General features: G+C 44.5%; 17 protein-coding genes. 8 read left to right on the top strand and 9 right to left on the bottom strand.

What is annotated here, in order from left to right; genetic code table 11:
- The first annotated feature begins 1 nt into the window (after nucleotide 1).
- Nucleotides 2-2,812 (top strand): Hsp70 family protein, encoded by a 2,811-nt coding sequence (locus R7Q38_RS08400; protein WP_239938418.1) that lies wholly within the window; start codon nucleotides 2-4, stop codon nucleotides 2,810-2,812.
- 85 nt (nucleotides 2,813-2,897) lie between these two features.
- Here the strand turns inward: R7Q38_RS08400 and R7Q38_RS08395 are convergent, their stop codons facing one another.
- Nucleotides 2,898-3,092, bottom strand: a complete 195-nt coding sequence (locus tag R7Q38_RS08395) for a hypothetical protein (protein WP_005377692.1) — start codon at nucleotides 3,090-3,092, stop codon at nucleotides 2,898-2,900.
- An 86-nt stretch (nucleotides 3,093-3,178) separates the two neighbouring features.
- Here R7Q38_RS08395 and R7Q38_RS08390 point away from each other — a divergent pair, with 86 nt between their 5' ends.
- Nucleotides 3,179-3,865 carry a DNA-3-methyladenine glycosylase I gene (locus tag R7Q38_RS08390; RefSeq protein WP_054823495.1) on the top strand — a complete coding sequence of 229 codons (687 nt, stop codon included), beginning with the start codon at nucleotides 3,179-3,181 and terminating at the stop codon, nucleotides 3,863-3,865.
- 84 nt (nucleotides 3,866-3,949) lie between these two features.
- Here R7Q38_RS08390 and R7Q38_RS08385 read toward each other — a convergent pair whose 3' ends face one another.
- Both R7Q38_RS08385 and R7Q38_RS08380 read right to left on the bottom strand, forming a co-directional pair.
- Nucleotides 3,950-4,927, bottom strand: a complete 978-nt coding sequence (locus R7Q38_RS08385) for a Gfo/Idh/MocA family protein (RefSeq protein ID WP_239938419.1) — start codon at nucleotides 4,925-4,927, stop codon at nucleotides 3,950-3,952.
- An 11-nt stretch (nucleotides 4,928-4,938) separates the two neighbouring features.
- A complete protein-coding gene (locus tag R7Q38_RS08380; RefSeq protein ID WP_239932151.1) occupies nucleotides 4,939-5,226 on the bottom strand; it encodes a putative quinol monooxygenase in 288 nt (95 codons plus the stop codon).
- 103 nt (nucleotides 5,227-5,329) lie between these two features.
- Between R7Q38_RS08380 and R7Q38_RS08375 the strand changes: the two genes are divergently transcribed.
- The 6 genes from R7Q38_RS08375 (at nucleotide 5,330) to R7Q38_RS08350 (ending at nucleotide 13,265) form a co-directional block, all read left to right on the top strand.
- Nucleotides 5,330-6,208 carry a LysR family transcriptional regulator gene (locus R7Q38_RS08375; protein WP_213874457.1) on the top strand — a complete coding sequence of 293 codons (879 nt, stop codon included), beginning with the start codon at nucleotides 5,330-5,332 and terminating at the stop codon, nucleotides 6,206-6,208.
- Between the two features lie 427 nt (nucleotides 6,209-6,635).
- A complete protein-coding gene (locus R7Q38_RS08370; RefSeq protein WP_213973205.1) occupies nucleotides 6,636-7,979 on the top strand; it encodes a sodium/glutamate symporter in 1,344 nt (447 codons plus the stop codon).
- Between the two features lie 204 nt (nucleotides 7,980-8,183).
- Nucleotides 8,184-8,675 carry a type II secretion system protein gene (locus tag R7Q38_RS08365; protein ID WP_005389069.1) on the top strand — a complete coding sequence of 164 codons (492 nt, stop codon included), beginning with the start codon at nucleotides 8,184-8,186 and terminating at the stop codon, nucleotides 8,673-8,675.
- Between the two features lie 271 nt (nucleotides 8,676-8,946).
- Complete coding sequence (locus R7Q38_RS08360) at nucleotides 8,947-10,686, top strand: ABC transporter transmembrane domain-containing protein (protein WP_318114188.1); 1,740 nt, start codon at nucleotides 8,947-8,949, stop codon at nucleotides 10,684-10,686.
- A 3-nt stretch (nucleotides 10,687-10,689) separates the two neighbouring features.
- Complete coding sequence (locus R7Q38_RS08355) at nucleotides 10,690-12,465, top strand: ABC transporter transmembrane domain-containing protein (protein WP_053307070.1); 1,776 nt, start codon at nucleotides 10,690-10,692, stop codon at nucleotides 12,463-12,465.
- A gap of 251 nt (nucleotides 12,466-12,716) precedes the next feature.
- Nucleotides 12,717-13,265, top strand: coding sequence for a hypothetical protein (locus R7Q38_RS08350; protein ID WP_005377712.1), 549 nt, complete (start codon nucleotides 12,717-12,719; stop codon nucleotides 13,263-13,265).
- A 42-nt stretch (nucleotides 13,266-13,307) separates the two neighbouring features.
- On the opposite strand, the gene R7Q38_RS08345 is transcribed toward R7Q38_RS08350, so the two are convergent.
- The 6 genes from R7Q38_RS08345 to R7Q38_RS08320 all read right to left on the bottom strand — a co-directional run bounded on the left by R7Q38_RS08345 (nucleotide 13,308) and on the right by R7Q38_RS08320 (nucleotide 21,119).
- Nucleotides 13,308-15,530: a TonB-dependent siderophore receptor gene (locus tag R7Q38_RS08345; protein ID WP_213973206.1), complete on the bottom strand. Its 2,223-nt coding sequence runs from the start codon at nucleotides 15,528-15,530 to the stop codon at nucleotides 13,308-13,310.
- Between the two features lie 200 nt (nucleotides 15,531-15,730).
- Entirely contained in the window at nucleotides 15,731-17,707 is a 1,977-nt protein-coding gene (gene fhuB, locus R7Q38_RS08340) for a Fe(3+)-hydroxamate ABC transporter permease FhuB (protein WP_213973207.1), read from the bottom strand.
- Nucleotides 17,704-18,588, bottom strand: a complete 885-nt coding sequence (locus tag R7Q38_RS08335) for an iron-siderophore ABC transporter substrate-binding protein (RefSeq protein WP_033905240.1) — start codon at nucleotides 18,586-18,588, stop codon at nucleotides 17,704-17,706. Before R7Q38_RS08335 ends, fhuB begins: the two co-directional genes overlap by 4 nt.
- 11 nt (nucleotides 18,589-18,599) lie before the next feature.
- Nucleotides 18,600-19,364, bottom strand: coding sequence for an ABC transporter ATP-binding protein (locus R7Q38_RS08330; RefSeq protein WP_005389081.1), 765 nt, complete (start codon nucleotides 19,362-19,364; stop codon nucleotides 18,600-18,602).
- A gap of 324 nt (nucleotides 19,365-19,688) precedes the next feature.
- Complete coding sequence (locus R7Q38_RS08325) at nucleotides 19,689-19,907, bottom strand: hypothetical protein (RefSeq protein ID WP_005377723.1); 219 nt, start codon at nucleotides 19,905-19,907, stop codon at nucleotides 19,689-19,691.
- 87 nt (nucleotides 19,908-19,994) lie between these two features.
- Entirely contained in the window at nucleotides 19,995-21,119 is a 1,125-nt protein-coding gene (locus R7Q38_RS08320; RefSeq protein ID WP_213973208.1) for an HD-GYP domain-containing protein, read from the bottom strand.
- Nucleotides 21,120-21,279: the final 160 nt, after the last annotated feature.

Here is a 21,279-nt window from a genome sequence, read left to right as displayed (position 1 = left end):
TATGGCATCTCCTCGTTTTCTTGTTGGTATTGACCTTGGCACCACAAACACTGTGGTGGCGTACTGTGAAATCACCGACAACCTTGAACAGTCCGAAGTATCCCTATTCGACATCGACCAATTGATTGGTCCGGGTGAAGTGGTTCGTAAACCATTGCTGCCCTCTTTCCGCTATCACCCTGCGGTTGGTCAAATCTCCCCTTCTGACCTAACACTCCCTTGGGAAAACGAACCTGTATCTGGCGATATTAGTAATGTAATCGTGGGTGAATGGGCTCGTGAATTAGGCGCTAAGGTGGAAGGACGTCAGGTATCCAGTGCTAAAAGCTGGCTATCACACCAAGCAGTGGATCGTAGTTCAGACATTCTTCCTTGGGCTGGCGCGCAAGACGTAGATAAAGTATCCCCCGTCATTGCCAGCGCAAGCTACCTCAACCACATTCGTCAAGCATGGAACTACCGTCACCCTAGCAATAAGCTAGAAGACCAAGATGTGGTTGTGACCGTTCCAGCGTCGTTCGATGAAACCGCTCGTAAACTCACGCTTGAAGCTGCACAGCTAGCTGGTTTGAAGAAAATCGTCCTGCTCGAAGAGCCACAAGCCGTATGTTACGATTGGTACGCACGCCACCAGCAAACCGCAGCTGATGAACTCAAAGAGTTACCGCTGATTCTGGTGTGTGATGTGGGCGGTGGTACTACCGACTTGAGCTTGATTGAAGCCAGTTTCTCTTCTCATGATGAACTAGCCCTTGATCGTATTGGTGTTGGCGAACACTTGATGCTGGGTGGTGATAACCTCGACTTAGCATTAGCACACCTTGCAGAGAGCCGCTTCAACCAAAGTAAGAAGCTCACTGCAGCAAGCCTAACTAAGCTGATTCAGCAAACTCGCAAGGCGAAAGAAAACCTACTTTCAGCGAGTGCACCTGAAGAAGTAAAAATCACCATGCTAGGCAGCGGCTCGAAACTTCTTGGCGGAACAAAGAGTATTGGGCTGAGCAAACAAGAAGTGCACCAAATCGCGTTGGATGGCTTCTTCCCGCTTTCTGATTTCAGTGAAGTACCAGACAAACGCCGCAGCGCCGTTGTCGAGTTTGGTCTTCCATACGTTGCCGACCCAGCGGTGAGCAAACACGTAGCCGAGTTCTTAACTCAGCACCAACAAGTTGCTCGTGCCGCTCTCGGCATTGAAGACGACAAACAAAATGCAATTCCAGTCGGTTTGCTACTTAACGGTGGTGTGTTCAACAGTGAACTTGTGATTGAGCGAGTCACTACCCTACTGTCCGATTGGCGCGGCGCTCCGGTTACGGTATTAGATAACCCACATCCAGATTGGTCTGTTGCACTAGGTGCTGTTGCGTTTGGTAAAGCACGTCGTGGGGCACAGCTAAAAATTGGTGGTGGTGCAGCGCGTTCTTACTTCTTGCATCTTCAAGAAAAGAACAAGATGGGCAAAGCGCTCTGTTTGCTCGCAAAAGGTACAGAAGAAGGTCATGAGATCCGCTTAAGTGGTCGTCGCTTCTCGCTTACCCTAGGTGAACCCGTTCGCTTTAACCTGCTGACTTCTACCCACGACACCTTAACCAATAACACCTCCATTCAAAACGGTGTGATGGTGGACGTTGATCCTGACTTATTTGCTCCTCTGCCGCCTTATATCACCACCCTTGAAGGTGAAGGTGCCGAACTGCAAGCCAACCAGAAAGAGCGCGTAGAAGTGCAACTGGCGTGTCAGTTGACCGAAGTCGGTACGCTTAAGATGGAATGTGTCAGCGCAGAAGACGATAGCAAACGTTGGGAGCTGGAGTTCGAAGTTCGTAACAAGCAAACCGATGACAGCGAGCAAGTTAAGCTTCACCCTAAACTGAATGAATGTAAGGAGCTGATCGCTCGCCTTTACAGCGGTAACAAGAAAAGCGCAGAAAGCAAAGAGATCAAAACCTTAGCCAAAGATCTTGAGAAGAAACTTGGCAAACGTGACGAGTGGGATTTCACGACCCTACGTCAACTGTTTGATACCTTTGCACAAGGTCGTAAGCGTCGCCGCCGCTCTGAACAGCACGAGAAAAACTGGCTTCGTTTAGCGGGTTTTGCATTGCGTCCAGGCTTTGGCGATCCAACCGACTCATGGCGCATTGAACAAGTTTGGGGTCTCTACCAGCAAAACATTCAGTTTAAGAACCATCAAGGTTGGACCGACTGGTGGGTGTTCTGGCGTCGTATCGCAGGTGGCTTGAGCCAAGAGCAACAAGAGACCATCTTGGCGGACATCGCGAAATACCTACATCCTGGCGCGATGAAAAACCCACAATCCGCCAAAGCGGCACAAGACATGGGTTACGAATCCATGGTGCGTCTTTCAGCCTCTCTAGAGCATCTAGAAGTGGAAGATAAAGTTCTATTGGCAACGTGGTTCTTGAGTAAAGCGATCAACCAAAACCAGTTTGAACAAGCACACTGGTGGGCAATGGGTCGCTTGGCATCACGTACGCCTTTATATGGCAGTCAGCATAACGTCGTTCCTCGTGAACAAGCGGAACAGTGGTTGCCTAAGCTGTTAGAGCAGAACTGGCAGAAAGAGCCAATGATCGCGTTTGCAGCTGTAATGATTTGTCGTAAGACGGGTGACCGCCTATTCGATATCTCAGACGACTACCGTGAGCAGGTACTGGCTAAGTTGAAGCAAAGCAAGGTACCTGAATCTTGGGTATCATTGGTTGAAGAAGTCAAAGAGCTATCTGAGAGCGAATCGAAGCGTATCTTCGGTGATGCACTGCCAAGCGGTCTGACGCTGGTAAATAACTAGGCTCTCACGCTTATAAACGCAACAAAGCCCTTCTCGTGAAGGGCTTTGTTTTATCTGATTCTAATAGCTGACGAAAGACGACTCGTTAGTTCATTTCCGTATTGATCACCACATCACGCGTTTCATTATCCATATCACTGATGCCAACAACTGAGATTTCACGGTCAGATAAATTCTCAATCATGCTGTCTTCTAACCCACCGTCCGTCATCCACGCATAGAATTTTTCCGCAATACGATCCGAACCTTCTCCGACAAACGTTAATGTGACCTTCTTCATTTGTGACACTCCATCAATTTACGATTCAGCCACTTAAGCGTAGTATGTTTCGCAAATATCGACATAAACTAGGACTAACTTCTTTTATGAGTATCGAAAAATTTGACGCGATTTATCAGCGCGCTGCCGAGCGTAAAGGTGGTGAAGATCAACTTGAAGCGCTTTTGTCTCATCCACTAAGCAAAGAAGAGCTGGCAGCGATTCCCGACGACCGTTGGCTGGCCGCTTTTTCGATGAAAGTATTCCAAAGTGGGATTTCGTGGAGCGTGGTTCGCAACAAGTGGCCGAACTTCGAAGAAGTGTTCTTTGGGTTTAAGATTGAGCCGCTATTGATGCTGTCGGATGAGCAATGGGAAACCAAAGCAACAGATAAACGCATTATTCGCCACCTCACTAAAGTCATGTCGATCCCTGCCAACGCACGTATGATCCACGAAGCAAAAATCGAATACGGCTCGTTTGGCAAAATGGTTGCCGATTGGCCGCAAGAGAAAATCACCGACCTATGGGCGTATTTGAAGAAACGCGGTAATCGCCTAGGTGGCAATACCGGTCCTTACACACTTCGTCAAATGGGCGTTGATACCTTCATCTTGTCTAGCGACGTTGAAGCTTACCTGCGTAATTGCAAGATCATTGAAGGTGGCAAAGATACGAAGAAATCGCTCGATGCCACCAACAAAGCGTTTGTTCAATGGCAGCAAGAAAGTGGTAGAAGCCTGTCTGAGATCAGCCAAATCATTGCGTTCAGCACCGGTGATAACCGTGTTTAATCCAGACTGAACACAAAATAGAAACGGCGCACTAAATATTGTATTTAGTGCGCCGTTTTTATGTTCATTGGTTCAAGTACACATTTACTTTGAAGCCAGTGATTCCCACTCAGTCAGTAGCTGCATAATACGGTGAGAGTCTTCCCATGTTGCACAAGGGTTTTCTAGCGAGGTACGCCCCTCTTCAACCGCTTGGCGAATATTGCGCACTTGATAGAAGAAAGCATCCCCTGCCGCCGGTACAAACACTTCACGCTTTGACGTCTCGTAAATTTCCACACTAAACTGGTTATCTTGCGTTGGTAGCCATGGGTTTGAATCTAGCGTAATACAACCTTTGCTACCCAGGATGGTGAACTGGTGTTTCAATCCATGATCTTCGGCAGTGTGTACGCTCACCGTTCGTTGCTCACCAAATTGCATCATCAAGCTCGATTCACAGATATTACCGTCATGGCCTCTTCGACCAATCGCCGTCATAGAGCGGTTTCCAAAGGCTTGTTGACCCAACATGGTTTTCACCACCAAATGCACCAATGACATTGGGTAGCAACCTAAGTTATACAAAGCACCTTTACTATCTGGATTAACAAACTGCGCAATCGACGCGATATAAGAAGTATGGATGGAGCGAAGTTCACCAATCTCTCCCAATTTAAGCACAGAAACCAACTCGTTGATCAATGGGTGATGTAAGTACATCAAACCTTCAGCAAAGAATACCTTGTGCGTTTCGACTGCTTTTAGTGCCAACTCGGTTTTTTCCATATCTACCGAAAGTGACTTCTCACAAAGAATAGCTTTACCCTGCTCTGCCGCTTTGACGATAAAGTCATGATGAAGGTGATTTGGCAGTGCGATGTAAACAATGTCGACTTGCTCATCGGCAATCAACGCATCGTAATCGTTGAACGTATTCTCGATGCCATATTGCTCAGCGAATGTCTTTAAGTTCTGCTCCGAACGCCCAGCAACCGCGTACAGTTCACTCTTGTCATCGCCTTGGATTGCCTCAGCCATGACACCTGAGATAAAGCTTGTGCCTAAAATACCCCATTTCATGTTCGCCTCTCCTATTGAGCTTGGGTTTCGAATGCTTGAACTAACTCTGCCATTTCAGCCGCAATAAACGCTTGTGTATGCGGCATAGCAAAATGCGCTTCAATCGCGGCGCGGTTTTCATATCGCTCCCAAAGAATCACACGTTGTGGATCTTTAGAATCGTAGGTCGCATTCGCTTGCAAGCACCCCGCTTCGCTTTGCATATCAAGGCAAAATTGTTCAATGGCTTCAACTACTTGTTGTCTTGGCTTATCGCCATTCATTTTCAGTTCGGCGGTAACAAAAATCGTCTCATTCATGATGGATCTCTTTCTCCATTCTTAATCATACGCCCACTGTAATTAACCTCATTTGATTGATAAACTCTGCTTTAGTTATTTCTTTATTAACTCTGGGTGTGCAATGGATAAATTAACAAGCATGAAAGTTTTCGCTTACGTGGTCGAACACGGCAGCTTTCGTAATGCTGCACACCACTTTGATATTTCACCGACCATGGTTGGCAAGCACGTGAGCTTTCTTGAGCAAAGCTTAGGTACACAGCTGATTCATCGGACCACGCGCAAACAGTCCTTGACCGAAGCCGGTAAACTCTACTACCAAGAGTGCCACCGCATTATTGAAGACATCACCAACGCAGAGAACCTAATCCAGACGCTGATCAACCGTCCAACTGGAACGGTAAAAGTTAACTGCTCTGTCACGTATGGCAAAAAGGTCATCGCCCCCATCGTAGCTGACTTCTTAGCTGAATTTCCCGATTTGAACGTTGAGCTGATGTTGGACAACAATTTGATTGACCCATATCGAAGCGAAGCTGACGTGATTATTCGAATCGGTGAGTTGGTCGATTCGTCGTTAGTCGCGAGAAAATTGGGTGAATACCACATGACTTACTGCGCCTCACCCTCTTACCTTGAGCAACATGCCCCTATCCAATCGCTTGATGACCTTGAACATCATCATTGTTTGGGGTTTCAGTATCACCAAGGAGAAAGCCAACAAGTGGTGAACATGCCATCTAATACCTTTGGAAACAGCAACACCCGATTAACGTCTAACAATGGCGATGTACTTAAGTTCGCCGCGTTAAAAGGCTCTGGTGTTCTTCTGCAACCAAAGATCTTAGTTGAGCAGGAAATCCAATCTGGTGCCTTGGTAGAAATTCTCCAGCAACATGCTCCCAAGCCAAAACCGATCCACCTGCTTTACCGTTCAAAACAGCTTTCCCTTAAAAACCGTACCTTGGTCGATTTTATTCTTTCTCATGTGAATCCATAACGTCACCCCATAAAGCGGCGACAATTTAACCATTTAATTAACTTTTATTGTCGATATGACAAATATTATTGCTTGTTAATTGTCTTTATTTTTCATGTTGTTAGTCAGAGACACCCATTAACTAGGCATAATTTATTGATTTACACCAATTGCATTGCTCTGACAAAGTGACTAGGATTGCCGCCTTTCCTGAGTGAACTATCAAAAAAAATATCGAGAAATTTAATCTAATTTCTCTTCCTGTTCGTGTGCAATCACAACATTTACACTCATTTCAAATTGCATAAGCACATTCCTTTGCTTATGAAAACGACATTGATTTCTCAACGCTTTTAGTCACGTATGTGGCTTTTTGGCTTGAGAGAGATTTTTATTCAAGGTAGGTCACAAGGACGCTACCCCTTGACTGCATTTACTGGAGGATAAGATGCCTAAAGGTCTAATGCTGACTGACTTAGCCATCGCTGGCTTACTATTGATTTTGGCAAAAGTCATTCGCGTTCACGCGCCATTACTACAGCGTATGTACATTCCATCGGCGGTTCTCGCAGGATTATTCGGTCTAATTTTTGGACCAGCCCTGTTAGACGTACTGCCTTGGACCGATACGTTTACCGCTAACGCAAGCCTATTAACTGCTGCACTTTTTTCTGCGTTAGGTCTGGCAACGGATGTTCCATCACCTAAAACCGTCGCACAGCGTGCTGGCTCATTGTGGGCGTTTAACCAAATCGCTTCTGTTTCTCAGTGGTTGTTTGCGGCAATGTTTGGTCTAGTTCTCACAACCTTCTTCTGGCCAGAGATTAATCCTGGCTTTGGTGTGACAATGTCTGCGGGTTTTATGGGCGGACATGGCTCTGCATCTGTTGTTGGTGAAATCTTCACGGGGCTTGGCTGGGAAGATGGCTTCACACTTGGCTTAACGTTCGCAACCGTGGGTATTTTCATCTCGATTTCTGTCGGCATGCTCATGCTGCAATTCGCATTGAAGATGGGTTGGATTCGTAGCTTTACGACCTTCGACAGCATGGACGAACACGAACGCAAAGGCCTTGTTAAGCCTGATGATCAAGAACCGGTAATGAAAGACACCATGTCTTCCCTGTCGGTTGATTCTTTCGCGATTCACGCTGCGTTAGTGGTTGTCGTAACCGCTTTCTCTTATGTCGCCGCCAACTACTTATCTTCTTTCCACGATAAGGTGCAGATCCCGACGTTTGTAACTGGCTTCCTTGGCGGCATGCTTGTGCGAATCATCGCGAAACAAACCAAAGCTTCACGCTATCTTTGTGACGGTGCATTCAAACACGCTGCGGGCATCAGTACCGATTATTTGATTATCTTTGGTATCTCAGCCATCAAGATTACCGTCTTAGCCCAGTATTTAATGCCGATGGTAGTGCTTGCAATCGGCGGTATCGCCTTCACACTATGGCTAATCTTCTGGGTTGCCCCACGTATCATGGGAGAAGATTGGTTCGAGAAAGGCATTTTCTCTTGGGGTTGGTTAACCGGTACGGTTGCCATGGGTATTGCGTTGCTTCGTATTGTTGATCCAAAAATGCGTAGCAAGGTGCTTGATGATTACGCCATCGCTTATGTCCCTGGCTCAATCACTGACATCTTCATCATCTCTTTGATGCCAATCGCGATGTATAACGGCATGCACTGGCAAGCGCTTGGGGTAGGATTAGGTTACATCGCAATTGTCTTATTTATTTGGCGATTCATTTTTAAACGTAACAGCAGTGATCTGACACACGAATCTTAGTCGCTTTACTCGGGAGGATTTTATCCTCTCGAGTTCATTCCTTGGTTTTTATCAAAATCACTCCTCATCTCGAAAATAAGCAACTTGTTTTATATTTGAGATTTGCAATCCCGATCTCTTACTATCATTCTTTTTTAATACTTGACCTGAAAGTTTCTATATCAGAATAGCCGCCTATTCGTTTCTAAAACATGGAGAAAGGCTGTGCGTCGCTCTCAAGGATTTACTCTTATTGAACTCATTGTGTGCATCATCATTCTTGGTATTGTAAGCGTCGTTGCATTTCCTAAATTTCTTGACTTACAAAAAGATGCCAGAGTAGCGGTTCTATATGGAGCCAGAGAAGCACTCATGACCGCCAACAACTTTGTCTACACCAAAGCAGTGATTCAATCTCAAGAGACAGTAGATGGCGGCATAAAATATAACATTGATCTAGATAATGACGGCCATAACGACCTAATTGGTTACTTTGGATTTATCAAAAATGTTATTCCAGCAAAAGAGCTAGCAGGCTTTGATCCACAACTCACTATTAACACTTGGTACGGGGTAGACAGTCCAGACGAGCCCTACTTCCTTATTGGTTTTGCAAACAAGCCTGTTGGTCCAGAACATATGTGTTATGTCGAAGTTTACTACCCAGAAACTCCTGGTGGCCAAGTGAAATACAAAATACAAACTGACGATTGCTAATTCCCATAGAGAGTGGCAGTAACACTTTTACTTTTGGTGTCTTCATCGTTATTGCAAGGTAATGGCTCCAAAACCACCATTAACAACTATTTCACATAATGTCGTCGCACAGTTAGCTCATAGAGATAAAACCAGTAATTTGCGCCGACACATGGCTATAATTGAAACAATCTATCGTTTTTAAACCCGCCTATAACTTGTGCTTGTAAACTCATCATTTCGCTCAATAATAGTTCTATAACAAATTCAATAATTTAAAGCGGGAGGCGTAATGAGAATATTCTGGCAGCTACGTTGGTATTTCCAACAAAAGTGGAGGCACTATGTCGGATCCATTCTGCTTTTCGCTGTGATATCAGCACTACAGCTTGTTCCGCCCAAAGCAGTTGGCATCATAGTTGATGGCGTCGTAGACAACACTTTAGATACAAATACGCTGATTCTATGGCTCTCAGGGTTAACTGTACTGATCTTTACTATTTATGGGTGTCGCATCTTATGGCGAATTTGGCTTTTCGGCGCAAGCTGGGAGCTCGGGACCATTCTACGTAACCGTCTATATAGGCATTTATCGACACAGCCACCTCGTTTTTTTGAACGTTACAAGACGGGGGATCTGATGGCTCGTAGCACTAATGATGTGCGTAATATCGTTATGACTGCCGGCGAAGGGGTTTTAACCGCCGCAGACTCTTTGATCACTGGTATTGCGGTTTTAATCATTATGGTAACGCAAGTAAGCTGGAAGCTCACCGTAATGGCGCTTCTTCCAATGCCATTTCTTGCCATCATCATCTTCTTTATTGTGCGTATCCTACATCAACGCTTTCGTGTCGCTCAGGAAGCCTTTTCTACCATGTCAGACATGACACAAGAGTCACTTAATGGCGTGCGAATGCTGCGTGCTTTCGGATTAGAAAACCAAGAGCAGCAACGTTTTGAAGAGGTTGTGGATGATACTGGCGAAAAGAACATCGCTGTCGCAAGAGTCGATGCTAGATTTGACCCGGCAATTCAGTTAACCATCGGTCTTTCTTTCCTTCTTAGTGTCGCTGCTGGTGCTTACCTTGTTGATAAAGGTGAGATCACGCTTGGTGATCTGACCGCATTTACGATGTATTTAGGGTTGATGATATGGCCGATGCTGGCATTCGCATTCCTATTTAACATTTTAGAAAGAGGCTCTGCTGCATGGAACCGATTACAAGAGATCTTTGATGAAAAGCCAGCAATTATCAGTGGCAATAAGCCAATAGAAAATAAACCACTTCCGTTGAAAATTGATATCGACGATTTCCATTGGTCTAGTGATTTACCGCCCGCTTTGACGGAAGTAAACATCGAACTGGAACCCGGAAAAATGTTGGGAGTTGCAGGGCCGGTAGGAAGCGGAAAATCGACCCTGTTAACACTACTTTTGCGTCAACATGATTTAGAAAACGGCTCAATTAAATTCGGTGATGTCGAGATCAAGGATGCCCTACTTCCACAGTGGCGCAACCGTTTTGCTGTCGTTAACCAAAGTCCGTTTCTATTCTCCAAATCTATCTTCGACAATATTGCCTTAGGCAACCCTAATGCAGAGAAAGAAGAAGTCTATAGAGCAGCAAAGTTAGCCTGTATACATGACGATATTGAGAAGTTTCCTGAAGGCTACCAAACAGAAGTTGGTGAAAAAGGCATTACACTCTCCGGCGGGCAAAAACAACGTATTGCGATAGCACGCGCTATGCTGCTGAATGCCCAAGTGTTGGTTTTGGACGATGCACTTTCCGCTGTTGATGGACGGACCGAACATCAAATCCTTAAGAATTTGGAAACACACTACCGTGATCAAGCCCTAATCGTTATTGCACACCGCCTCACCGCATTGGAAGCAGCAGACGAGATCATTGTCTTGAATCACGGCCACATTACTGAACGTGGGCAACATAGCGCTTTATTAGCGCATCAGGGATGGTACGCCGAAATGTTCGAGTACCAAAAACTAGAACAGGCGATGGAGGAATAATGAATGAACCAGACCAGCACGTTTAAACGGTTAATGTCTTACCCATTATCTCAACCAAAGCCAATGATTAAAGGACTCGCCTTGCTGTTTATTGCAGCGTTAGCTAGCGCCGGCGGCCCTTGGTTGATTCAATATTTCATTGATGAGCACATCGCTAAAGGTGACTATTCACAAAATGTTCTGATTTCGCTAGCAGTAGGTTATATCGCTCTTCAGATCGTATCGGCAACATTCCAGTATTTTCAGTCATTGCAATTTAGCATTGTCGCGGCTAACACGATCAAAGCGATTCGTAAGCAAGTATTTTCTGGCGTGATTAAGCAGCCGTTATCTGCGTTTGATTACACGCCTGCTGGAAAATTGGTGTCGCGAATCACCAACGATACGGAATCTTTACAGCAATTTTATGAGCTTTTGATCGCGACCGTGGTGAAAAACGTGGTCATGATTGTCGTAATGCTTGGCGTTATGTTTTTCATGAGTTGGAAGCTCACACTCGTTGTGCTTGTATTGCTGCCGATCGTCATCGGCTTTATGTACTTGTTTAAGCAGCTAAGTACAGAAAGCTACCGAAAGATGCGTGACCTATTGACTGATATAAATGCGAATCTGAGTGAATCCATTCAAGGGATGAGTGTCATTCAATTAATGCAACAAGAAGAGCGTTTTAATAAACAGTTCAACGAGCTAACCGCAGAGCATCTGGTGGCATCTAAACGAGTGATTCGGCTAAACGGCTATCTGCTAAGACCCTTAATGGATTTGCTCGCTGGTCTTGCGTTGCTTTGCTTGGTTGCGATCTTTGGTTTTAATGGTATTGAGTTGATCGGTGTGGGGGTACTGTATGCATTTATCAGTTATCTTGCGCGAGTTACTGAACCACTAATTGAGATGACTCAGCAACTTGCTCTACTTCAGCAGGCGTTAGTATCAAGCGAACGTGTTTTTGAATTGATTGATGCGAAAGAACAAACTTACGGGGGCGATCATCAACCATTAAGGTCAGGTGCTATCGAACTTAAAGACCTCACATTTAGCTACGATGGTAAACAGGACGTCCTAAAAGACATTTCGTTGAAGGCCAACCACCAAGACTTTATCGCGCTTGTCGGGCATACAGGAAGCGGTAAAAGCACCTTAGCGTCACTTTTAATGGGCTTTTATCCAACGCAATGTGGTGAACTGCTCATAGATGGTCGTCCACTTCAGACATTAGGGAAAGACGTACTTCGCAAAGATGTGGCAATGGTTCAACAAGATCCACATATTCTCCCTGCTTCAGTCAGAGAAAACATCTCTCTCAGTCGGGCGGTTGATGACAATCAAATATGGGATGCGTTAGACAAGGTAGGTTTGGCAGAACAAATTCATCGTTACCCTAACGGGCTAGACACGCAGTTAGGTCAAGGCGAAACTAATTTATCTGCGGGTCAGAAACAGCTTTTGGCGTTAGCACGTGTGCTTGTGGTAAAACCTAAGATATTGATATTAGATGAAGCAACCGCAAATATTGACTCAGGAACAGAGGCTTTAATCCAAAAGAGCTTGGCGGTACTCAGACAAGACATGACGCTCGTTGTTATTGCTCATCGGCTGTCAACTATCCTAGATGCAGACCAAATCATTGTTCTTCATCATGGGGAGTTGGTCGAGAAAGGTACACACAAAGCACTCTTAACGCAAAATGGTCGTTATGCTCAAATGTATCAGTTACAGCAAGCAAACCGACACCTACAACAGATTGAAGAAGACACCAAGCAACTCGAAGAAGCGGTGTGATTTTATGCCCGTGCCTTCTTTTTATTTAGTCGGCATGGGCATAATTGGTGTAACTTCAAAATTTAGCCTTGTTAGCTTCCAATTTCTTCATAATGTGAACTAATTTTCTATTTCTTACCTATTATTGACATAACCCCTCGCTATATCACGCAAGGTCGTTGTAAAATCGTACGGTACTTAAGTCTACTGCCTGTGGCATTGGGCTGAATTCCGCTTTCTAATTATGCACATTAATCTCATGACACAAGTCCATGGACAAAGATAAGTTTACTAACATCTATCGCTTGCCTGGTTCGATTCAAATTCGTATCGGTAAATGGCAAAAGACGTTCCGCGGCACCTCTGATTTAGTTTTACATCAGGCGCTAATGGAGCGTAATAAGCAATTTAAGAAGCCAGACTTTTTACCTAAAGGCTGGTGTGTCACTCCTATTGATGAAAACGACATTACCATTACGCATCACGGTAAATATATCCAAACCGTTATGCGCACAATGCTGGACAGAAAGGTCTCATACAAGCGACTGTTCCTATCTCGGATGAGTCTCGAAGATGGTGAAAAAGTGCTCCACAATTACAAGCTGGAGTGGGTAAGAAAACATAACCAGATCGCCAAAAAGTACAATCAAATTAAAAAGAAACAATATATGAACTTTGCAAGAGAAGAAGAGGAAACCCTCTACCCTTCGATTCCAAAGGGTGAGTTTGACAAAACATTATGGAACAAACTTGTCGTATCATCGTTTGGTCCGCAGAAAAAGTACAAAAACCCGCACTTTGTCCGTAAAGCCGATTTCTAAATAAACACCCCTAAAGTTAGGGGTGTTTATTTATACGTTAACTCACCAGTCGTAAGTTAAACTTGCAATAACATTTTGTCGGTCGCCATACCAACAAAAGCCATCACATGTCGCTATGTACTTTTTATCCGCGATGTTTTTAGCTGCGACTTGTAACTTGTAATCGCCGATTCGATAACTGACCGTCGCATCCATTAAGAAATAACTTGGTACTTTTAGTCTCTCTTCATTGTCTCCGTATGACTCACCTGTATAGCGCGCGCCTAAGCCAACAGCAAAGCCATCAAGAGGTCCATCAAAGAAACGATAATGTGCCCAAGCTGATGATACGGTATTCGCCACTTGGGAAGGTGTTTTGCCAACCCATGCCTTATTGATGTCTTCTTTTATCTCTGCATCAACGTACGCAATGTTCCCGATCAATGTTAAGGATGGTGTCACATTAGCTACAGCTTCAAACTCAACGCCGTTATTTTCTATTTTTCCTATTTGCGTTAATTCACTCAAGTAGATACGAGCCAAGTTTTCTTTTGTTGCCCGATACGTTGCAATATTGAAATAACCATCAAATGAATCAGGTTGGTATTTCATACCGATTTCAAATTGATCACCGCTTTCAGGCTTCGCTGGCTTACCATTGCTGTCTTCTTGAATAATTGGATCAAAGTACTGAGAGTAACTAAAGTATGGCGTGAAGCCAGAATCAGAAATATAAGCCGTTCCCACGCTAAACGTCCACTCTCCATGATCGACTTTCGTGCGAGCACCCGTGGTAACATTATGTACTTCATTACTTGTATCGTCGTAACGTGCGCCCAATAACATCGCCCATTTATCGTTGATCAGCATATGATCTTGAAAGTAGACGCCGAGCTGCTGATTATCGATTTTCGTTCTTTGTTTATCGGTTTCGCTCAATGGTTGTAGCGTATTCGGCTCGAGTAACATTATGTTATCCGAATAAGTAGGATTAAATACATTAAACCTAGGATCGGGCAAAGCTCCCATTGGTGTGTTTAATAATGCATTACCATTAGCAACGATAGGGTCATTGGCAAAATCTTTACCATCGATACTGATCATTTGAAAATCTATGCCCAACATCAAGTTATGCTCAACACTTCGCCAATTTACTTGGTGCATCAAACGATTATCGATATTAAAAGCATCAGATGACCCATCTTCTGTTGAAGCACCCCGAAGTATGGTTTTGCGTTCATTTGATGGGTCCAAAACCGGCCCCAACGCAGGCACATCAGCCGAGTAAACGTACGAATACATTTGTCTTAGCTTAACATCCATTTCGCTGTAACGAGCTGCTTGAACAAATGAAGTGGTATCATTAAATGCATGAGAAAACTCATAGCCTAAAGACACCTGCTCACGCTCAAACGTCTCCCAGTTAGGATTGCCTATCGCTAAACTATCACTGATCTTTCCATTTTTGTTTGGCGTTAACGTTCCTTCAACTGGCAAAAATTGCAGATAAGGATCTGAGTCGTCTTTTTGATAGCTCGTTAGAAAGGTAATTTCAGACGCCTCATTAAATTTGTACGTCATCGATGGAGAGAGAAGAATGCGCTCTGCTTCTACCCCACTAATTCTCGTCCCATTTTTTCTCGCTAACCCTTGAAAGCGGAAAGCTAGCTGCTCACTCACCTCAGAGTTTACGTCAAGAGAAAGTTGTTTACGGTCTTCAGAACCGTACTCCAAAGATACAAGTCCTGACCCCCCATCAAATTGAGGTCGCTTACTGACAACATTGATGACCCCACCAGGAGGGTTTTGCCCATAAAGAACAGACGCTGCACCACGTAAAACTTCAACCCTTTCCAAAGCAAACGGATCTATTTGCCAACTATAAAAACCAGAAGAATATAAACGGGTACCATCTTGATACAGCCCGCTGTTCGCCTGTTTAAAACCACGAATAATAAACCAATCTTGCTTGTTATCTTCGCCGAAATAATTAGTTTGAATACTTGGTGTGTACTGTAGCGCGTCAGAAATGCTAATAGAGGCACGATCATCCATTTGTTCTCGCGTAACAACAGATACCGCTCTTGGGGTTTCATTGATGGCAATATCAGTTTTCGTCGCTGCCCGACTCTTCGCTCCGAGATAACTAAAATCTGGACCAACTGCACTGTCTTGCTGCTGTCCAATCACAACTATATTTTCATCTTCCTGAGCCAAGACATTTGGCGTTGATAAAGCTAATACAACCGCCATCGACGTTGGTGTCAGCATAAACTGCCGAGTCATATTCTTCTCCTTTTTGTCGGCAGCCAAACCAACCCTTCATGACTTCAGCGGTCGCTGAAAGAAAAGCGAGTTACGGCATCGCCAGTTGTTTCCGTAAAAGACAAACCAGAGGTTTTGCATAAAGCACTCGCATAGGTTACGAATGCCACTACGAGTGCTTATTTGTATAAGTACTTTCTTGGTTGAGGCTTAGCTCATCTCTATAAGCGGCGTAAACCCCACATTAAATACAAACCGCCAATGAGAGACGCCATAAGCCCTGTTGGTATTTCTTGCGGGTAAAGGACCTGTCGTCCCAACCAATCAGCCAACAACATCACCCCTGCCCCCAGTATCGCGGCGCATAACATGTGTTGTGACGCTTTGTTAAAACCAAATAAGCGAGCTAAATGCGGAGCCAACAACCCAACAAAGCTAATCGGACCAACAACCAATGTCGCACTGACCGTGAGACAAGCAACTAAAAGAAGCAGTATTGCGCGTGAGCGATCAACTCGAACTCCAAGTGCTTTAGAGGAAGCGGCACCGACAGGAAGAATATCTAGCCATCTTACGCAGAGAAAACTCAACCCTATAAAGACAAGCGCAGATAAAGACAATGGGAGTAACGTTTCAACCGAGACATAGTAGGTAGACCCAGACAACCAAGCTAATGCTTGATAACTTCTTGGGTCACCAGTGGCTAGAATAAAGCTCTGTATTGCATTCATCAGTGCGGTAATCGCAATACCAGTCAACAAAATACGCTCCGGCTGAAAGCCTGACTTACGGTTTAGCAGCACAATGACTGATACCGTCGCTAATGCACCTACGAGCCCGCCTAGAGAAAGAGTGAAAATTGACGAACCAAACCCAGTAAACATCGCGATGATCAATCCCATTGCTGTCCCTGAACTGATACCGATCACTTCAGGACTTGCCATTGGGTTTCCACTTAGGCGTTGAATCATGGTTCCAGCAATCGCTAACATTGCCCCCGCAATTGCTGCTGCAAATAATCTAGGTGCGCGCCACTCCAAAAAAATCCAATTTTGGCTAGCAAATAAGTTTGCCCACCCTTCATTTTGCACAGCAACCGTGGCAAAAAGAACAACAGAAATTAACGTGCCGATCAACGCCAATGAGATCGCTTTAGGGTTTAGCTTGTAAACATGTTGACGGTGTCGAGTTAACACTGTTTGAGTATGGCCCTGCGTCTTTTGTGATAAGCGAGGTAACAGCCATAACAGTAGCGGAGCGCCCAGTGCAGCGGTTGCAGCTCCCGTTGGTATAAAACTCGCCATTAGCCCTGGCAGTTGCTGAATAACCAAATCGGTTAAAGTCAATAACATGGCACCAATCAGCATTGATACCCAAAGCTTATGCTGGATTTTATTGATACCTATCAATCGAGTAATCGCTGGCGCCGCTAACCCGATGAAACCGATGATTCCTACCGCAGAAACCACCCAAGAAGTGATTAACACCGCAAGCCCAAGACAGACAAAACGCAACTTAGCTAACGAGACACCTAAACTCTTGGCACCTTGCTCGGAGAGTTCCAACAGACTTAACGGCTTTGCAATCACAAATGCAATGATCGTAGCAAGTGCGATTCGAGGGGCAAGATACGAGAAATCTCCCCATCCACTCTGAACAAGCGAACCGGCTCCCCATATCATTAACCCATTCAGCTTTTCGGTATTCATCATCAGAATAACCGTACTTAATGATGCAAAGTACAGGTTTATCACTAACCCAGAAACGACGACAACCGTTGGAGATAACGCTCGTCGCCATGACAACAGCATCACCAACCCCATCGATATCACACCGCCGATGAGAGCAACCAAATTAGGCGCGATATCCAACATCCAAGGTGCGAATAGCGTAGCTAACATCAAAGCAAAACTTGAACCGCTCGCCACACCAAGTGTCGTGGGTGAAGCGAGAGGGTTACGCAGCACTTGCTGCATCAATACCCCAGCAACCGCTAATCCAGCACCAGATATAATCGTGGTGAAGACTCGAGGCCACCAGCTAAAGTGAAGTAAAACAGAATCGATAGATTGAAAGTTAGGCTCCCATAAACTGCTTAGAGCTAACGAAAATGAGCTTACTTGGTACAATTGGAAAGCACCAATAGAAAAGGTAAATGCCGAAAGTAACACCACAAAGCTTAAAGGCATCGTTTTCATTGTGTTAACTCCTCGACCTTACTCGCCGTAACTAACTCTGCGAAACGGAGGGCTGAAGGCATAGAACCAAAACTCCAAACGGGCGCGACTTGCATGACCTTTTCACCAGATTGTTGAACAACATATTGCCAAAATGGGTCTTGAGAGAGCTGCTCCGCTCCACCGTAAGGTAATGGCTCTACGATAACGATTTGAGCTTTTATGCCAGCTAACTTGTCGATGCCAACTAGGCTGAAGCCCCAGCTATTCGTCTTTTCATTCCATGCATTACTCAGCCCAATCTTTTCGATAGCCTGGGAGTAAAGACTATTTTGACCAAAAACACGTACGTGCTTTGTATCCATAAACTGAATCATTAGAAGTGGCGGCTGGCCTTTATTTATACGCTGTTTTAATAAAGAGAAACGTTTTTCATATTGTTGGATAAGCGCCTCTGCTTCCGCCTCTCTTCCCAGCTCTTCACCAAACCTCCGAGTGAAACTGGTAAGTACCGACCAATCCGTAATCCCGCTTTCATATAAGTCAATGGTGGTAACCGGGGCGATATCAACTAAGCGATGCTTCATTGAGGAGAAGTACGGGGCAATAAAAATACGATCAGGTCTGAGCTCGTAAATGCGCTCTATATTGGGTTGAGTTCTTAACCCTACATCCTTCGTTTGAGGTGGTAACGGTGGCGATTTTACCCAAGCATCGTAATCTTGCCCTTGAGCAACGCCTACAGGTACGACCCCTAAAGCCAACATCGTTTCAGTTTGTGTCCAATCAACCGACATCACCCGAGGTGATGCGTCAGCTAGTGCTTGAAAAGAACTGACCAAAAGCGCACTAAGTGAGAGAGCGAAAGAGAAATGTTTAAGTCGAGTGTTTGTACTGCTCATTATTCCAACCTTTAGCTTGGCATCGCCACCGGATAACCCGCAGGGTGGTCAGAGATCATCATCTCTATCCCATATATGTCCCTCAACTTAGGTTCAGTAAACACCTGTTCAACATTGCCTTGTGCAATCAAATCACCTTGATGTAATGCAACGATGTAGTCGCAAAATCGTGCAGCCAAGTTGATGTCGTGCAATACGATAATGACGCCCAAACCCAGTTCTTGACTGAGTTTAGAGATAAGCTTCAACATATCTACTTGATGGCTGATATCTAGCGCAGACAAAGGCTCATCAAGAAGCAAATACTCGGTTTTTTGGGCTAACAGCATAGCTAGCCACACACGTTGACGCTCTCCTCCTGATAACGTGTCCACTAAGCGATCTGCGTATTTTAGTGTGCCTGTCATCGCCATTGCTTCTTCAACAATGTCGTGATCTTTCTTACTCAAACGTCCAAGTAAACCATGCCATGGATAACGACCAAAACCGACTAAATCTCGACCTAAAATACTGTCGGTCACCGGAAGATGCTGAGGCAAGTAGGCAATGTGTTGGGCGAATTTTTTCGCTGAGAGATCGTTAATGCTCGTTCCATGCAGAACCACGTCACCAGCTGTGTATTGCTGTTGCTGTGCCAGCAACTTTAACAATGTGGATTTTCCTGAACCATTATGCCCAACAAGAGCGTATGTTTTTCCAGGTTCAAATGTCACATCAAACGCTTTAAGCAATGACTTGCCTTCAATCTCAAACTGGAGTGCTTTAGCTTCCAACATCCCTACTTCACCTAATAGCCATTTACGAATAACAGTTATTCAAAGCTCTCATTCGTTGATCACGTTTGCCGTTCTTATTCAACAGAACGATTAATAAGGGAGGTTTTATATAACAACAAAGATACAAATGCAAACCGTTGTCATTATCATTACATCAACAAGATCATTGAGAGAATTGCTAAGTGTTAGCGATAATTTGCTCTGCTGAACTTCATTAGTAAATTATAGGCAGTTCAACGAGAGCAGCGGTCTCACACTGCTCTCGAATAAATTTGAACGAATACTGCAGCGTATGAAGAAATGAAAAATGCCGCAGTGAATACATTAATGACGAGCGTCAGCGCCAAACTCTACTTCTTTATAGATATCGGCCAGCGACTTTTTACCTTGTTTGTCTTTGGCTGAACGCTTTTTCTTAGTTTGATAATGGTATTCTTGCTCCTGAAGTGCTTGTTCGTGCTCTTTTGCTGACTCAACAAACTCAGGATTTGCAAGTGCTTGTTGGCGTAAGCGGTTTACTCTTTCAAGGGTTTCCCACAACATACTTCACCTCCAAACTTATTACTGTATATAAAAACAGTATTGTTTAAATATTCCTCCTCGTCAACATTTCAACTTTGTTACTGCTCTTCACATTAACCCCAAGACTGTATAGTGCTCGGGATATTTGTGGATGATTTGCTTTATATAACCTTGATGCTCTCGCAGAGCATCAACACATTCTCGAGATAACCATCCCTGATATACCCATTTTTCAAGTTCTAACAATGCGTATGGGATGGACCACGCTTGTCTGTACGGATGGTGCGTCGTCATAAAATCAAAGGCATTCGCGACAGCCGTAATTTGCGCGGCGATTGGTATATCGTCACTGGTTAAACCATACGGATAACCAGTGCCATTTAAATTTTCGTACTGATAAATAATCATCTGCAAAAACAAAGTCACACTCGGGTGAACCGGATTTCCGATACGGGCAACTATGTCATCCGCTGAATCGATACAACGCTCAATATGTTGAATCAATATCGCCTCTTGTTCTTGAGAGTAATTTGTTCGGCGGCTAGCAATTTCAACTGGCAGCTGACTATCACCGAGCGCATGGAACTGAGCAAAAATACCAATATCTTCGACCATTTCGTCATTCAGGTGATAACGATCCGCTAACTGCGTTGCGATAATTTGACTGTAGTACTTCATGCGTTTGGTATGCGCGTAATACTCAGGTGAATAGCCTGGCATCATACATTGCATTCGGTTCGCTAGCGTTTCTATCGCATTGACTACTTGAGTCTCTGATTCAACCGCAAATCGAATCATTTCGAAATAAGGTTTAAGACCATTCAGCGCTTCTAAACTAAACGCATCACGTTGAGTGGAGTTCAAAAATACAAAACCAGTAAAAGCTTTATTGTCATAACAAGGAATAGCAGCCGACGACTGATATCCGTGTTTGAGTAAAATTTGAACCCGAGGACAGTGATTAATATCATGAAGGTCTTCGACGATACGAGGAACCGCGTTTTTAGAGGCAATATTGAGGTGGTGGAGTTTACGGAATGCTGATTCGTGATGGGCTAAACACCAAGTGTCAAACTCACTTTCTGCAAATGATTTGAGCACATCTTGGTCTGGGTGATATTTTGCAAATGACACCCTATCAATACATGGCAAGTGCGCCTGCATCCTGCCTTTTAGCGTTTGCAGTTGCTCGTTAAGCGGTTTTGCAAACGGGTAAAAACTCCGGTGCGCCATGCTTCACCTCCACACCAAAGCAGAGAAACAAGAAAAGCTCATTGTGTTGCAAATTCAATGGTATTTTGAGCGGTTTTCTCCACTTAAATTATCGATATACCACAACTTAAGTGTACGAAATAAAAGCACATTTCTACCAATTTTTTCACCGGATATCTTA

The organism is Vibrio sp. Vb0598 (assembly GCF_033338935.1).
GTDB classification, from domain to species: Bacteria; Pseudomonadota; Gammaproteobacteria; order Enterobacterales; family Vibrionaceae; genus Vibrio; species Vibrio alginolyticus.
The sequence above is the reverse complement of the archived record's forward strand: the minus strand, read 5'-3'. Positions and strand labels throughout refer to the sequence as shown.

Bases quoted from the DNA above. Each gene is read 5' to 3' on its own strand.
- R7Q38_RS08395 (WP_005377692.1), bottom strand. From the start codon at position 3,092: ATGAAGAAGGTCACATTAACGTTTGTCGGAGAAGGTTCGGATCGTATT.
- R7Q38_RS08400 (WP_239938418.1), top strand. From the start codon at position 2: ATGGCATCTCCTCGTTTTCTTGTTGGTATTGACCTTGGCACCACAAAC.
- R7Q38_RS08320 (WP_213973208.1), bottom strand. From the start codon at position 21,119: ATGGCGCACCGGAGTTTTTACCCGTTTGCAAAACCGCTTAACGAGCAA.
- R7Q38_RS08380 (WP_239932151.1), bottom strand. From the start codon at position 5,226: ATGAATGAGACGATTTTTGTTACCGCCGAACTGAAAATGAATGGCGAT.
- R7Q38_RS08345 (WP_213973206.1), bottom strand. From the start codon at position 15,530: ATGACTCGGCAGTTTATGCTGACACCAACGTCGATGGCGGTTGTATTA.
- R7Q38_RS08325 (WP_005377723.1), bottom strand. From the start codon at position 19,907: ATGTTGTGGGAAACCCTTGAAAGAGTAAACCGCTTACGCCAACAAGCA.
- R7Q38_RS08370 (WP_213973205.1), top strand. From the start codon at position 6,636: ATGCCTAAAGGTCTAATGCTGACTGACTTAGCCATCGCTGGCTTACTA.
- R7Q38_RS08355 (WP_053307070.1), top strand. From the start codon at position 10,690: ATGAACCAGACCAGCACGTTTAAACGGTTAATGTCTTACCCATTATCT.
- R7Q38_RS08360 (WP_318114188.1), top strand. From the start codon at position 8,947: ATGAGAATATTCTGGCAGCTACGTTGGTATTTCCAACAAAAGTGGAGG.
- R7Q38_RS08335 (WP_033905240.1), bottom strand. From the start codon at position 18,588: ATGAGCAGTACAAACACTCGACTTAAACATTTCTCTTTCGCTCTCTCA.
- R7Q38_RS08350 (WP_005377712.1), top strand. From the start codon at position 12,717: ATGGACAAAGATAAGTTTACTAACATCTATCGCTTGCCTGGTTCGATT.
- R7Q38_RS08330 (WP_005389081.1), bottom strand. From the start codon at position 19,364: ATGTTGGAAGCTAAAGCACTCCAGTTTGAGATTGAAGGCAAGTCATTG.
- R7Q38_RS08390 (WP_054823495.1), top strand. From the start codon at position 3,179: ATGAGTATCGAAAAATTTGACGCGATTTATCAGCGCGCTGCCGAGCGT.
- R7Q38_RS08385 (WP_239938419.1), bottom strand. From the start codon at position 4,927: ATGAAATGGGGTATTTTAGGCACAAGCTTTATCTCAGGTGTCATGGCT.
- fhuB (WP_213973207.1), bottom strand. From the start codon at position 17,707: ATGAAAACGATGCCTTTAAGCTTTGTGGTGTTACTTTCGGCATTTACC.
- R7Q38_RS08375 (WP_213874457.1), top strand. From the start codon at position 5,330: ATGGATAAATTAACAAGCATGAAAGTTTTCGCTTACGTGGTCGAACAC.